Here is a 14,470-nt window from a genome sequence, read left to right on the forward strand (position 1 = left end):
GTGCAGGCCAGAGAGCCGCCTTCGCCACTGGTGTTCCTCCACATCTCTACGCATTTCACCGCTACACGTGGAATTCCGCTCTCCTCTCCTGCCCTCAAGTCCCCCAGTTTCCAATGACCCTCCACGGTTGAGCCGTGGGCTTTCACATCAGACTTAAGAGACCGCCTGCGCGCGCTTTACGCCCAATAATTCCGGACAACGCTCGCCCCCTACGTATTACCGCGGCTGCTGGCACGTAGTTAGCCGGGGCTTTCTCGTGAGGTACCGTCACCGCGCCGCCCTCTTCGAACGGCGCTCCTTCGTCCCTCACAACAGAGCTTTACGACCCGAAGGCCTTCTTCGCTCACGCGGCGTCGCTCCGTCAGGCTTTCGCCCATTGCGGAAGATTCCCTACTGCTGCCTCCCGTAGGAGTCTGGGCCGTGTCTCAGTCCCAGTGTGGCCGGTCACCCTCTCAGGCCGGCTACGCATCGTCGCCTTGGTGAGCCGTTACCTCACCAACTAGCTAATGCGCCGCGGGCCCATCCGCAAGTGACAGCCCAAAGGCCGCCTTTCAACCGAAGACCATGCGGTCTTCGGTGTTATCCGGTATTAGCTCCGGTTTCCCGAAGTTATCCCGGTCTTGCGGGCAGGTTGCCCACGTGTTACTCACCCGTCCGCCGCTGACCGAACAAGAGCAAGCCCTCGTTCGGTCCGCTCGACTTGCATGTATTAGGCACGCCGCCAGCGTTCGTCCTGAGCCAGGATCAAACTCTCCAAAGAAAGTTGATTGGCTTGTTCAGCGCCAAAACTAACGGTCATGGCGCACGCGCTTCGTTTCGTTCAGTTTTCAAGGAACAAGCAACTGCTTTCCATAACCTTGAGGAATTCAGCTTTTCTGAATCCGCTCGCGTTTGCAATTCAATTTCTTTACTATTTCTTTACTAATATAACGATCCCATCGAACGATCGCCAAGTTTTTCAATTACCATCTTAAAAACCCGACGAATTTAATTATATCAAAAAATCATATTTTGTCAATAAGCATTTTTTAACTTTTGCGTTTTCGTTCGTTGAATGCATTTAGGCCGCTTCCTGTCCACCATCGAAGCGACGTTTTATATAATACTACTTTCATCATCTGAAGTCAACAGTTTTTGTACATGCAATTTCAACCAAAATCAAGCTGCATTCCTCTGTATATCACCACTGTCCCCCGGCATCTGCCCTTGAGCAAATTTCATCTTCCAACTTACCTAAACCTCACATTTCGCACCTTACGAGAGGGAAAACGAAGATCTTTATGAGCAACTGAACGCCATCACCGGCCCAATGTTGGCACCGGGAATTCACTGACACCAGACGGTCATTTTCTTCCTACTCTTCAAGCCATATCCGAACCTCTTCCTCGGGGATACCACCACCTGTGCAATCTCTTCTATATGTCATTCCTTTTTGCACAATGTTATGGACTAGCCTGCATTCCGCCTGAGAAAAAATGAAACTGCAGCATGTTGCCAAAGGAAAACTCCATAGAAAACAAGGTCACTCCCTCACGCGGGGCATCATAGCTGAAGACGGGGATCGAAACGATGCGGGAAGCAAACGTGGATGCATCCTGCCAAAACAGCGTTCATTCAACCTTTACCGGATGATAATGAAACAGAAGTCGAGGAACGAGGAGTTAAGCTTTCAGGAGGACAAAGACAACCAATCGCGATTGCTCGGACCATCTTGAATCATTCAAATCCACCACAAACAACCATCTATACTTCTTCCAATTGAACCTGCTTGCAAATAATTTGCAGCAGCGGCTCTGTATAATCAAAGGTATAGATACGAAAATGCTGAAATCCGCTTGAATCTGCTGCTGCATGTTCAAAGCGAATCATGGTAAACAAGCTGTCAAAATGGGATCCTCCCTCGACATTCCTATGAGACTTCCTTCCACATTTTGTACTCTACAGCCAAGCAATCCGTAAAATGCAACACGAATGTTCTATTTTCCTCTCTATTCTCCTGTACATCCCAATAATAGTCGATTGTGATAGACAAATCTAACGGATTGTTCCACTTGATATCCGTTATAATGCTATCTGTGAAGTCAAAATGGTCTTTGATTTCTTTATAGTTGTTGGCAATGATCATTTGACTCCCCCTCCTCTCCAGCATGAAAATGCCTCTTCTTTTCAGGAACACCGATCGTCACAACACCATCATGAAAACATTCGATTGCATACTCTCCATGTTGACAAAGAATAAAAGTGTCTGATCCCACTGCCACCACATCATCAATAGCATGCAGAACTCTCTCTAATGTCGTCTGGATGCCATGGTTATCAGAATAATTCCATAGCACAATCACATCGTAATGATCAATTCCCCTTTGCCGCAGCCAATCAACTACTTCCGATGCATGCTTTATGTGTTTCTTTTCCGATACCTTTTCCCAATCGATTCTCCCCCAAGGCAAGATCGGAAATAATGTGCACAAATAATCAAAATATGTTTCGGTTTCCCTGCTCGTTAACATCCTCAAGTTCTCATGGCCTATTGCATAAACACACTCTTCAAATAATGTCATGTTTGTCCCCCGCTTCAATATCGTTCGATGCCACTGTATGTACTGTATATATTTTTATACCCGTGGTGCTAGATAAACTCAAACAAGCATAAAAATAGCCCTTGCATGAGGATCTCCTTAAAATGAAAGTGCAACCAAACATTGAAAGGAGAATCCCTATGCAAGAGCACTTTCATTTTACTACAGATCAAGCAAAGATTCAAAAGCAATATGCCGCCATTTTCTTTTTTGTCTCTGCCCAACTGTCATCGATTCAGATGTACCTACAGCGTCGCAACCGCCATTTGGTCAAACAGGAAGACGCCGTGGTCATCGCGATTCATCTTTTAGGAAAGTTGCTCGGTTTTACTTCTGAACGGGCGTGGCATCGTTTTGTCACGGGAAATTTGTTCACAAACGGCTCGTTTCTTGAACGCTCCCGATACAACCGCCGTTGCCGGGCGCTTGGTTTCGCCATCAAATGGATCCGTCATGAGCTGGCAAAACGCGGTCAACATCATGCCTATGCCGTCGTGGACAGCTTGCCGCTCCCGTTGTGCCATACGGCAAGAATGCATCGCGTCAAACGGTTTCAAGAGATCGCCGACATCGGGTATTGCGCTTCCAAAAAGCAATGGTACTACGGGTTGAAGCTGCACCTTCAAGTGACCGATCAAGGGCTGCCAATGGGGTATGTGGTGACGGAAGCATCTTGCCACGATCGAATCGCAGCCGAAAGCGTGATGACCCAAATTCCCCACCCGTATAACTTTGGGGACAAAGGATTCATTAGCCGTGACTTGCAAAAAAGGCTGTACGAAGAATACCAAATGGCGCTTTGGACTCCGTCTCGAAAAAACCAGAAACATCGTGCGTCTGAGACATGGGAGCAGTGGATCCAACAAAAACGCAAAGTGATCGAGACGGTGTTCTCGGTTCTGGTTGACCACTATCGCATCACGGGGATCCGAGCCAATTCGATTATCGGATTTGAAGTGGCACTAGACGGTATATTGTTAGCTTATTCCCTGGTTACACTTGGGCTAGTTGAGCGCTAAAGCTCAACTAGCACCACGGGTTGTATTTTATATTATTTTACCAATGAATGCAAAAATGGAAAATAGAAAAATTGACCAAGAAACAGCGGGAAAAACGTTACGGGGAGGAGGATTTTTGCTAAAATAAAAGTAAAAAACAGAGCAGGGGCTGATCCAACAGTGAATGATCTCAATCTCTTTTTAGCGTTCGGCGCCGGGTTTTTGTCGTTTATTTCCCCGTGCTGCCTGCCGCTTTATCCGGCGTTTTTGTCTTATATTACCGGCGTGTCGGTCAGCGAGCTGAAAGAAGAAAACGCCATGCTCAATCGCCGCAGTTTATGGCATACGCTTTGCTTCTTGCTAGGATTCTCGCTCATTTTTATCTCCCTCGGCTTCGGGACATCGTTTCTCGGCCGGCTGTTTGCCGATTATCAAGATGTGATCCGGCAAATCGGCGCGGTCGTGATCGTCGCCCTCGGCCTTGTTGTCGCCGGGCTGTGGAAGCCGGCGTTTTTGCTGAAAGACCGGCGCATTTCGTTTCGTGAGCGGCCGTCCGGCTATTTCGGCTCGGCGCTGATCGGCATGGCGTTCGCCGCCGGCTGGACGCCGTGCATGGGGCCGATTTTGGTGGCGGTCATCGCTTTGGCTGCCGCGAACCCGGGCTCGGGGATGATGTATATGCTCGCGTATACGCTCGGCTTTGCCGTTCCGTTTTTCATTCTCTCGTTTTTTATCGGCAAACTGCAATGGATCCGCCGTCATAGCGCCCCTATCATGAAAGCGGGCGGGTATGTCATGGTGGCGATGGGCGTCGTTTTGTACTTTGACTGGATGACGAAGCTGATCGCTTATACGACGAGCTTGTTTGGCGGGTTTACTGGTTTTTAGCGGCTGTTGTTCGAGGAATATCGTTGAAGAGAGGATGATGAAAAAATGGCGTCCATTTTAACATCTTTCCGAAAGAAGTCTCCCACTTCTAAACGAAGTGAAAGTGGGAGATGAATTTTGGTTAGGTATAGCCTAAAATTGTCTCTTTTCCGTGAAAATCCCCACCACTTGGTGAGTGCGGTATACGCTCCTGATCCGTGAGGGTATACTGAAAATGGCCAAAAAAGGCAATAGGAAAGCAGAGGTGCCCGATTTTAGGCATCTCGTATAACCTGTCTGCCTTTTGGCTAGACTAAATAAGTTGTGGTTGGCGGAACGGCTCTTTGCGGGAGATCATGCAAAAGATGATCACCAACATCCGCCGAGCAATGGCGATGAGGGCTTTTTTCTTCCCGCACCGGGCCGCCAACGACCAAAACTTTCGGGACAAGGGATGCGTCTTGGATCGAGCTGCTGACCATGCCGCCTCGCATAACGCCGATCGGAGATGGGGATTGCCTTTTGTCGTGCGCGTGCTCTTTCGCTTTCCGGCGCTTTCATGGTTGCCGGGGGACAATCCAGTCCATGAAGCCGCCCGTTCCGGCGTTTCAAAGACGCTCATGTCGGTTCCCATCTCGGCGATGATGACGGCGGCGGTTTGTTTTTTCACTCCGGGCATGGTCATCAGCAGGTTCACTTCCTCGCGATACGGCTCGAGCAGGCGGTCGATGTGYTGGTCGACTTCTTCGATGAGCCGCTCCAATTCCTCMACGTGTTTCCACAAGAGGCGAAGGAGACGGAGCTCGTGTTCGGTCAAGGTGCCGAGCAGCGAATCGTACACCGCTTGCTTTTTCTTTTTGAGCCTTCCGCGCAGGCATTGATCCAACTCGTCCTTGTCCACGTATCCCTTCTCCAGCAGCCGGGCGTGGTTTTCTTTTCCGGAAACGCCGAAGAGACCGGAGAGGACCGAGCCGAGTTTGACATTGGAAGACTCGAGCACTTTTTGAATCCGGTTTTTCTCCGAAGTCAGCTGTCCGACCCACTTTTTGCGGAGGCGGGTAAAATCCCGCAATTCGCGAATATCCGCTGGGGGGACGAAACTTTTTTCAACGAGTCCATGGCGGAGCAGCTTGGCGATCCACTCGGCGTCMGAGACATCGGTTTTTCTTCCCGGGACATTTTTGATCCGCTGCGGATTGGCCARWGTCAAGTCGACATAGCCCTCGAGGAAGGCGAAGACCGGTTTCCAATACACGCCGGTGGATTCCATGGCGACATGGGTAACGCCATGTTCTTCGAGCCACTCAAGCAGGTCGCCAAGTCCTTTCGAGAACGTGGAGAAGGTTTGAATGTCCTTTTGAATGTGTCCATCTTCTTCCCATAGCGCGCAGGCGACGATGGTTTCGGCATGAACATCCAATCCTGCGCAGCGAGGATAGATGACATCCATGATGAAAATCCTCCTTTTCGATGATCGAGTGCGCAAACAGCGAATCCACGGGAGAMATGCGGCAGTTTTCCGTTCGTCGTCACCTTTCCTCCGCATCGGGAAAGGGCGGACAATGGGTGGTGCACCCAGTGGATTCAAACACTTTTCCGTACAGGGTCTAAGCCACCATTAAGCATAACGTCCTGTTGAACTGTTTGCGCCTATTCTTCATTATGGGAAGAAAAGGGGGATTTTCATCCCTGGGTGGAGGGCAAACCATTGCCCATGGATCTTTTCCGTGAAAATGCACGTGCTTGGATTGGTCATTTTCATGCCCGGGTGGAGGGCAAAACGTTGCCCATGGATCTTTTCCGTGAAAATACGCACACCTTGATTAGTCATCTTTATGCCTGAAAGGAGGTGAGATAAATGAAATTGATCAAGAGGAAAAAAGTGGCTGATTTGACAGAAAAGAATATAATTATAAACCTGAGATGTAGTTGCTCGTAGTCAAACAATTTGATCTTTGTAGTCAGAATAATGATAATGCTTATTTTGTTCTCAAAAAGTCTGGAAAAGTCTTTTTGAGAACTCACATTTCGCACCCTCTCGGCAAAAATCGAGAGGATTTTTTTGTTCCGCCTCACATTTCGCACCCTCCCGACGAAAATCGGGAGGATTTTTTCATTCCGATGTCGAATGAATCCTTGACACACAAGGAACGTAAAGGAGTTTTTCTCTCATGAATGTGAAAGTCAAAGGGGTCTATCGTAATGATTATTTGAATATAATAAGTGTTCTAGTCAAAAAACTGGACCTCCCCCACTTGATTGACCATCCTGTGCCCGTCGATCCACAGTGCCAAACGCGAGTCAGCGATGCCGTTCAGGCCATCCTTTACAATCTATTTGACGGCCGGCAAGCCCTTGTTCACTTAGAACGATGGGCTCAGGAGATCGATCTAGAGAAACTCATTCGTCCCGGTCTCCATCCTTCCTGGTTGAACGACGATGCCTTGGCCCGTCATCTCGACCGCTTGTATGAGGCCGATATTCACAAGGTCATCAGCACTTGCTTGATTCACATTTATCACAAAGAAGGCCTTTCCCTCCGAGCCTTTCACGCCGATACGACAGACAAGACGGTTTACAGAGCCTATGAATCGGCCTCGTTAGAGGCTCTGCAGATCACACATGGCTACAACCGCCATCAGCATTGGCAAAAACAGATCGGCTTCGGACTGGTCGGCAACGAGGATGGCATCCCGTTTTACGGCGATGTGCACGACGGCAACCTGTCTGATAAAACATGGAATCCCGAGGTGCTGTCCCGTGTCCATGAACAGCTGAAGCAAGCCCACCTCGACGACGAATGGATTTACGTGGCCGATTCCGCCGCGATGACAAAAGACACCTTGGCGCAGACGAAAGCCGCCAACGCCTTTTTGATCACCAGAGGCCCTTCATCGCTCCGGATCGTGAAACAGGCGCTCGCGGAGGCCGATTCGCCTCACATCACGTGGAGTAAACCCTTTACCCTAGCGGAGAGAAACGGCGCCACGCATCGGGTATGGGAAACGGCCTCGACCTATGAAGGCCACTCGGTTCGGCTGATCGTCGTCGAATCGAGCGCGCTCGACCAGCGCAAAGGAAAAACGCTCGAAAAAGAGCGGGCGAAAGAAGCGGAGCTTCTTCGCGAGGAACAAGAGCGTTGGGAGCGCCATCCCTTCTCCTGCCGGGAAGACGCCGAACAAGCCTTGACATCCCTCAAGGCGTCCCTTCGCCCCCGGTTTCATCGGGTCAACGCCGCGGTCAAAGAGATCGTGCGTCCGAAAAAACGGCGCGGACGGCCAAAAAAGGGGCGGAGCCCGAGACGGAGACGCTGTACACCCTTCACCTAAACGTCGAATTCAACCAACCGACATGGGAACAGGCAAGACGGAAAGCGTCCCGGTTTGTTCTCGTCACGACCGTTCCGAAGGAATGGAAGGGCCAACCCATGGATGCCCAAGAAATCTTGAAGCTGTATAAAGGGCAAATCTCGGTGGAAATGAACTTCGCGTTTTTGAAAGATCCGTTTTTCACAGATGAGATTTACGTCAAAAAACCGGAACGGGTCGCCGCATTGGGCTATTTGTTTCTGTTGGCCCTAGCGATTTACCGCGTTTTTCAGCGCCGGGTGCGCCAGTTCATCACACCCGAACACCCGTTAAAGGGCGCGGGAGGCCGCAAGTTGACACGGCCAACGGGACAGGCGATTTTTCAGCTGTTTCAATATGTGAACGTCATCCTGCTGGAGCTGCCAGACGGGCGCATCCAACGCGCACTCGATCGCCCCCTCAACCCGGACCAGCGAAGGATTCTGCAGGGATTGGGCATGGATGAGAGCATCTACGTGTAACGTGATACGGAACGACTAGCGATGGTAAAAAAAGGATTGCCATCGCTCGTCGTGTTGGTCAAAAAGTTATTCTGAAAAACTAAATAAAAAATCCTTTGTTTGGACTCTGTTAAGGTGCGAAATGTGAGTTAGATGAACTAGGATTTATTCCGTTTCATAAAGATGGGGCAGAATTGTTAATTGTTGTTCAGTTTAATTGCCGAGTGTTACGAACAGACGAGCATTATTGTCACATCGAACTTGGAATTTGGACAATGGAACACCATATTTGGGGATAAGCGTTTAACGGCCGCCATCATTGACCGATTGGTGCACCATGCCCATATTCTCACCTTTACGGGGGAAAGTTATCGATTGCGGCACGCTCTATCTAAAAAGAACCGATAAAATACGGGAACTGGCAAGGTTGTGCACAAATTCACCGCCATATTGTGTATTTTTTACTTGCCAAACACAGTCATTCCATGAGTCGGTTATTCCTCGTCCTCAATTTTGTAACTTAACAACACAAACACATACTTTCCTCGTTTGAAACGATCTTCTTCTTTTAAGGCTTCTTTCACTTTAGAGGGTAATTCCCGATTGTTCCCTCCCAACTGATGAAAGAGATGATGATGGGTGTGCAGCCATTCCTCTCCGGTCATATGATGGTAAGAGATGCTTAGTTCCACATGATGTTGATATTGGTTTAATTGCTTGTTTTCCTCCAATTCTTTTTCCAATAACGAGAGCCCTGTATAAACAGTATTTTTTAATTCTTTCATGAGCTCTGATTTGCTTTCTGACATCATTTTTTCATTCAGCATCACATTTGTATCGATGTCGTTATTTCTACGATAGGATTTTTCAATTAAATTTCCGACCTGCTTTTCGCCTGCAACCTCTAATAAGCCGTATTCCTCTAACTTTTTGACATGATAGTATAGCCTCGATGGTTTTTCATTTAATTTTTTCGCTAGTTCCTTCACCGTTAAGGCTTCGTTTTTCGTTAAGTCCAAAATTTTGTTTCGTTTTGGGTTAATCAAGATTTTGGCCAATTCCAAATCACTTAATTCTTTCATCCTTCTATGCTACTCCTTTCTGTGTTGAATGCAACTTGGCTCAATTGTCGATATCCTTGGAAGAGTGGATAAGTACAAGTTGTCAGTACGAGCAAGATGCCGCTCGTTGCGGTTGCGTAAACACTTCCGATCACATCGGCATACCAACCGCCTATCATGATTCCTAGCATTATGGGAAAATTGGAGAACGTCGTCATTAAAGCAGAACCGCTACCTCTTAATTCTTGCGGCACAATAGAGATAAACAAACTATTAATCGGCACATTCACCAACGCATTCAATACTCCTACCATAGTACACCAAGTATAGAGAGGAAAATCCCCCCAATTATGGACGAACACGTTCAAAGGCACAATACCCGCCATCCATACGCCAATAAGCATCATTCCTATCCATAATAATCGATTAGCTGGGATGGTTTGAAGCAACTTTGGTCCAAGTAAAGAACCTAAAATCGCTCCCACCCCTATGCTTGCCTCCAGAAAACCGAAGTGAGAAGGAGAGACATGAAAATGATGCAATAAAGCGCTGACAAGATTTGTATTCAAAATACCGATCACGAAGGATAATGGAATCATCATGAATAAGAAAAAACGCAAGATAGGTAACAGAAAAATGTCTCGGTATCCAGTCAAAGCATCCAGCCAATAACCGCTCTTTTTCTGCTTATGATGAAGGTATTCTTTAAACTTGATGCTCCAAATCAAAATGGCCGAAAGGAGAAATGTAGCGGCGTTAACCATAAAATTGATATCGTATCGTTCACTTAAAAGAAAAAGTCCCCCAATGGCCGGTGCAATTATTTGCATAGCCGATGCTGTTCCATTTGATAGCGCAATCGCCTCTGGAATTCGTTCCTTTGGGATAATGGACGGAACGATGGAAGATTGGGCAGGTACAAATAGCGCTGTCCCGATCCCATGCAATCCCAACAAAACGAGCAAGATGATGGGGGAGTGTGCAAAGGCAGCCATGCAAAGAACGATGATCATTCGATACAGGTCAGAGAACACCATCAGCCGCCGCTTAGAAAATCGATCAACAAGAGGACCGAATACTAAGCTCAAGACAGCAGTTGGGAACAATTGGACGAATATAACCATTCCGATGAGCAAAGAATGGCTGGATGACTTTCCGATGAGGTAAATGAGCGCTACCCTTGTTATGCCGTCGCCCAAATAGGATATGACTTGAGACAGCCACATGCGTAAATATAGACGATGATCAGATAATATAGAGAACATGGATCCACCACCTTTTTGTTCATCAAAATAAATTTTAATGGTAAAAAAATATTTTGTCAATAACCTTCAGTCTACTGGAGTGATTGAAGACTTTAGTCGGTTCATGAAAAAGCGGTTTTATACTTTTAAACCATTCATTGTTTTCATGAAACATTCAGTGTTCGAATCAATACAGGCAGGGGAGACCCAATGATTCTACTCATCAACTGTAGATGAGCATTTTTCATTACAATAATTTCCATGGTTAGAGAGACAAACAGGGTACCCCTTACGCGATACGGAGCTGTTTTTTGATCACATCAATGGGAATATCTTGCTTTGCGGCGTCATAAATGAACTCTATGACGCTATGGCCTTTCCGCGATCGAAGAAGCTCCAATCCGGTGGAGAGGTCTTGCTGGGATTTCGCTATGCTGTACACGCAGGCCAAGAGCACCACCGCCCAATACCGTTTCACCGCCCGAATGTGGCGGACGCGGTATTCATCCAGCTTCAGTTGATCTTTCGCCTGTCGGAAAAAGCATTCGATTGTCCAACGCTGGGCATAGTAACGCAAGATGTCTTCATCGCCTAGCTCCCGGTCGGTGCTCAAGACGCAATGGAGATGTTCCGGTGTCATCGGCTGATCCGCCTTCCAAGCCAGCAGCACCACCGCGTCATCGAGGCCATGGATCGCCCCCTCATAGCGATACACGCGGTAACGCTCCTTCCCCACCGTGACGAGGCGGGTGTCTTGGGGCTCGATATAGCGAGCCAACTGCTTGGCTTGGACGGCGACGCCATTCGGATAAAGAATCCGGTTCGTCTTGAGCATCGCGATGATGTAAATTATCATTTTATTTCAGCACAAAACACCCATTTTTTTGCACATTCTTTCAGAAAGCCCTCTCCCCTTTTCTGAAGGAATGTGCTAAATTTTTTGTGAATTGTTTCGGACAAAGATTTCCATTCGTTTCAAGGAGAGGGGGGAGGAAGTGTGATCCAGTTTCACGACTTTGGCATTGACATTCAAACGTATACGGATCGTGGGAAAGGGAACGATTTTCCCGACGTGAACCAATGCCCGCACTGTCCATCCCGCCGCCCCTTGCACCGTCACGGATACTACCAACGCTATGCGTTGACGGCAGAGGGGGAGTATCTGTTTTTTGCAAGCAAAAAATGCAGAGAAGTGCAAGAAAAAATACATAGGCTTGCCAGCTCAAGACTTAAGGTTCCAGACCGGGGGAAGAGGACGGCTGGATCGCGGAGAGAGCGTTCCGCAGTCGATAGCTCTCTCCCGTAAAGGCCAGGATGTGGGCATGGTGAACCAAGCGATCCACCAGCGCAGCTGTCAAGCGGTTGTCCCCAAACACCCGATTCCACTGTCCAAATTCCAGATTCGACGTCACGATGACGCTTTTTCGCTCATAACAGTCGGCGATAATATGAAACAACAGCTCCGATCCTTGCTTTTGAAACGGCACATAGCCGAGTTCATCCAATATCAACAGTTCGCACGCATCGATGCTTCGTTTCAGCCGCCCGAGCGTGCCATTTTTCAATGCCTCTTCCAGCTGGGCGACGAGATCCGCGACGCGGAAAAACCGAACCTCATGGCCTTGTTGGCACGCCTGGATGCCGAGCGCTGTGGCGAGATGGGTTTTTCCTGTCCCGGGCGAGCCTAAAAGCAGAACGTTTTGCTTTCGCTCCAAAAAGCGAAGGTCACACAATTCCTTCTTCGATGTCGTGGTCGGCCAGTGGATGTGATCCGACCATTCGTAATCCTTCAGCCATTTCAACTCCCGAAACTTGGCTTTCTTGATCAGCCGGGCCTGTTTCGCCTGCTGGCGGCACGACAGCTCCAGCGCCAATACATCCCGCAAAAACTGTTCTTTCGTTTCGAACATCACCTCCTCGAATCGATCCGCGATATAGGCCAAATGCAGTGCTTTACAAATCTCTTTCACCTCTGCTCTCATCCCTGGACACCCCCTTCCCGAACAGGATGAAGACGTTGATCATACACCGTTAAGTCCGTTTCATAGTCGATCAGGACGGAAGGGGTGTACGATTCTTTCCACTTGGCCGGGTAATGGGATTGCTCGGCTTCCATCAACACCCCGATTTCATGAGGAGCCAAGTCCCATCGCTGGTTCTCATCGAGCCACTGGGCGATTTCATAAAGCGTGCAACGATCCAACAGCGCTCGCAGCCCTTTCAAACGGGCCGCCACCTGGGGCGGGGTGCCAGCCAGATACGTTCGGATCGCTTCCGGCAAGTACGCCCGGTATCGGGAATGCCCGACAACCCGGGGTTTGGTCTCCCACTCAGCGAAAATCTCTTTCCAAGGGATCTCGCGTTTCACGTTCGTATACGGCCTTGGCGCTTCAAGATGGACGTCTCCATCGGAAGAGAACACAACGAAACGATTCCATTCTTTCTTCACCAACACCCGGTTGGGGACGGACAGGCCATGGACGACGAACGCCTTCCCATCCACCATCACTTCTCCGTACTTATTCACGTAAGCGTGATCGAGGGAGAAGATCGGAAGATCTTGTTCCGGCAACGCCAACAGCTCCGGTTGCTCTTCTTGCCATAGTTCCTCGATCCACCGCCCCTTTTCATAATGAGGACGGTTTCGGTCCTCGACCATCTTGCGATGCAGCCACTCCACCAGCTCCGGATCCGACTCCATCAATGGAGCGGGGATGAAACAAAGGTTGCGAGTGTAATAGACTTTTCGCTCCGCATTTCCTTTCTCATGTCCACTGTATGGATTGCACACTTGTACATCAAACCGATAGTAGAGTTGAAATTTCTCAAAAGCCTCGGTGAATCGGCGTTCTCCCCCTTTTCGAATCGACACAATGGCCGCGGACAAATTGTCAATGCGCAATGCCTTTGGCACTCCCCCAGCCTGACGAAACAGCTGCGTCAACCCATGGAGGAAGCATTCACTGTTTTCCACCGGCAGCGGATAAGCAAACGCAGCGTTGCTATAGGGAAAGCTCATGATCAAAACCGATCGCTCTTCTTCCTTCCCCTCCTTCGTCACAACCGTCATCTTCCCGAAATCCACCTGCGCCTCGCCTGGCGGGTGCTCCAGTCGTTCATAGCGCTGTTCTTTCTCGAGCTTGAGCTGCGGTCTTCGTTTTTGCACGTACGCGCAAACGGTGCGATACGAGCCTTGAAATCCATGGTCACGACAAAGCGCTTCAAACATCGTCTTGTTCGTTCGCCGTTGTTTTCTCGGCAGCTTGGCATCCTCCTCCAACCAGTCATCAATGATTTGCCCGTACCGTAACTATTCACCCCAGTGCTAGTGTATAAAAAAGCCCAGCACAAATAGGGCATTTCGGTCATAGAAAATGCCCTAGGTAGCGGAAAGAACTCGATCGATCGTTTCGCCTGCCAACAGAAGACATAACGAATCCCACACGTTTTTTTCGTGTTTCGTCAGTGTGGAAACGATGCTTCTTGCGATGCAAAACGACTGCGCGAATGTTTCTTCGCGAAACGTACCCGAAATGTTCTCTTTGACTTTGACCATGCGAAGATCGCGTTCGGCTTGGTTGTTATCAAAGGGAACATGTACTTCACGTAAGAAACGCAGCGCTTCTTCCTTTCGTTTTTGAAGGCGTCGAACAAAAGCGAGTGCTTTTTTCGGAAGAGGCGTCATCGTTTCTAATCGGTGTTGTGCTCTTTCTAGGATGCGATCATACACTCGTTCCCACCGTCTCGCTTCTTCTTCGGAAAGTGCACCGTGATGGGCTTCGACGGCTTGCTTGGCGGCTAACAGAAACGTGGTCATGCGCATCGCCCACGTATGCCCCTGTTCGATGAATCCTTTTAACTCACGCAAATGGTGGGCATGACAAAGGGCATGGGTGGCATGTGTGTCTTTCGG

Annotated in this window: 8 protein-coding genes, 1 rRNA gene and 5 pseudogenes; 5 read left to right on the top strand and 9 right to left on the bottom strand. The window is 48.8% G+C overall.

Annotation, left to right across the window (positions count from 1 at the left end; all coding sequences use genetic code 11):
* Nucleotides 1-760, bottom strand: a 16S ribosomal RNA gene (locus AP057_RS01510); the annotation flags it as partial.
* 849 nt (nucleotides 761-1,609) lie between these two features.
* On the opposite strand from AP057_RS01510, the pseudogene AP057_RS17680 reads away from it, so the two are divergent.
* Nucleotides 1,610-1,726: pseudogene (locus tag AP057_RS17680) on the top strand (hypothetical protein); the annotation flags it as partial.
* Between the two features lie 376 nt (nucleotides 1,727-2,102).
* Here AP057_RS17680 and AP057_RS01520 read toward each other — a convergent pair.
* Complete coding sequence (locus tag AP057_RS01520; protein ID WP_055357902.1) at nucleotides 2,103-2,561, bottom strand: hypothetical protein; 459 nt, start codon at nucleotides 2,559-2,561, stop codon at nucleotides 2,103-2,105.
* Between the two features lie 158 nt (nucleotides 2,562-2,719).
* Between AP057_RS01520 and AP057_RS01525 the strand changes: the two genes are divergently transcribed.
* Nucleotides 2,720-3,598 (top strand): IS982 family transposase, encoded by an 879-nt coding sequence (locus tag AP057_RS01525; RefSeq protein ID WP_055357903.1) that lies wholly within the window; start codon nucleotides 2,720-2,722, stop codon nucleotides 3,596-3,598.
* Nucleotides 3,599-3,757: 159 nt separating this feature from the next.
* Nucleotides 3,758-4,465: a cytochrome c biogenesis protein CcdA gene (locus AP057_RS01530; RefSeq protein WP_055357904.1), complete on the top strand. Its 708-nt coding sequence runs from the start codon at nucleotides 3,758-3,760 to the stop codon at nucleotides 4,463-4,465.
* A 292-nt stretch (nucleotides 4,466-4,757) separates the two neighbouring features.
* Here AP057_RS01530 and AP057_RS01535 read toward each other — a convergent pair whose 3' ends face one another.
* A complete protein-coding gene (locus AP057_RS01535; protein WP_055357905.1) occupies nucleotides 4,758-5,894 on the bottom strand; it encodes an IS110-like element ISGka2 family transposase in 1,137 nt (378 codons plus the stop codon).
* Nucleotides 5,895-6,615: 721 nt separating this feature from the next.
* Between AP057_RS01535 and AP057_RS01545 the strand changes: the two are divergent.
* Together AP057_RS01545 and AP057_RS15885 are read left to right on the top strand one after the other, a co-directional pair.
* Nucleotides 6,616-8,273: pseudogene (locus tag AP057_RS01545) on the top strand (IS1634 family transposase).
* Between the two features lie 128 nt (nucleotides 8,274-8,401).
* Nucleotides 8,402-8,660: pseudogene (locus AP057_RS15885) on the top strand (ATP-binding protein); the annotation flags it as partial.
* An 86-nt stretch (nucleotides 8,661-8,746) separates the two neighbouring features.
* Here AP057_RS15885 and AP057_RS01550 read toward each other — a convergent pair.
* The 6 genes and pseudogenes from AP057_RS01550 to AP057_RS01575 form a co-directional block, all read right to left on the bottom strand.
* Nucleotides 8,747-9,334, bottom strand: coding sequence for a helix-turn-helix domain-containing protein (locus AP057_RS01550; protein WP_021322671.1), 588 nt, complete (start codon nucleotides 9,332-9,334; stop codon nucleotides 8,747-8,749).
* A complete protein-coding gene (locus AP057_RS01555) occupies nucleotides 9,331-10,638 on the bottom strand; it encodes an MFS transporter (protein ID WP_128721765.1) in 1,308 nt (435 codons plus the stop codon). Before AP057_RS01555 ends, AP057_RS01550 begins: the two co-directional genes overlap by 4 nt.
* Before the next feature lie 208 nt (nucleotides 10,639-10,846).
* A pseudogene (locus AP057_RS01560) lies at nucleotides 10,847-11,404 on the bottom strand (transposase); the annotation flags it as partial.
* A 382-nt stretch (nucleotides 11,405-11,786) separates the two neighbouring features.
* Nucleotides 11,787-12,539: an IS21-like element helper ATPase IstB gene (istB, locus tag AP057_RS01565; RefSeq protein ID WP_021322668.1), complete on the bottom strand. Its 753-nt coding sequence runs from the start codon at nucleotides 12,537-12,539 to the stop codon at nucleotides 11,787-11,789.
* A pseudogene (gene istA, locus AP057_RS01570) lies at nucleotides 12,536-13,861 on the bottom strand (IS21 family transposase); the annotation flags it as partial. The pseudogene istA and the gene istB, both read right to left, overlap by 4 nt.
* A gap of 75 nt (nucleotides 13,862-13,936) precedes the next feature.
* Nucleotides 13,937-14,470 (bottom strand): transposase (locus tag AP057_RS01575; protein ID WP_152968854.1); only part of this gene is annotated, 534 nt, incomplete at its 5' end.

Source organism: Geobacillus sp. Sah69 (assembly GCF_001414205.1).
Lineage (GTDB): Bacteria > Bacillota > Bacilli > Bacillales > Anoxybacillaceae > Geobacillus > Geobacillus stearothermophilus.

What these genes read in the sequence shown, in the direction of transcription:
- AP057_RS01520 (WP_055357902.1), bottom strand. Translation starts at nt 2,561, where the DNA reads ATGACATTATTTGAAGAGTGTGTTTATGCAATAGGCCATGAGAACTTG.
- AP057_RS01525 (WP_055357903.1), top strand. Translation starts at nt 2,720, where the DNA reads ATGCAAGAGCACTTTCATTTTACTACAGATCAAGCAAAGATTCAAAAG.
- AP057_RS01550 (WP_021322671.1), bottom strand. Translation starts at nt 9,334, where the DNA reads ATGAAAGAATTAAGTGATTTGGAATTGGCCAAAATCTTGATTAACCCA.
- istB (WP_021322668.1), bottom strand. Translation starts at nt 12,539, where the DNA reads ATGAGAGCAGAGGTGAAAGAGATTTGTAAAGCACTGCATTTGGCCTAT.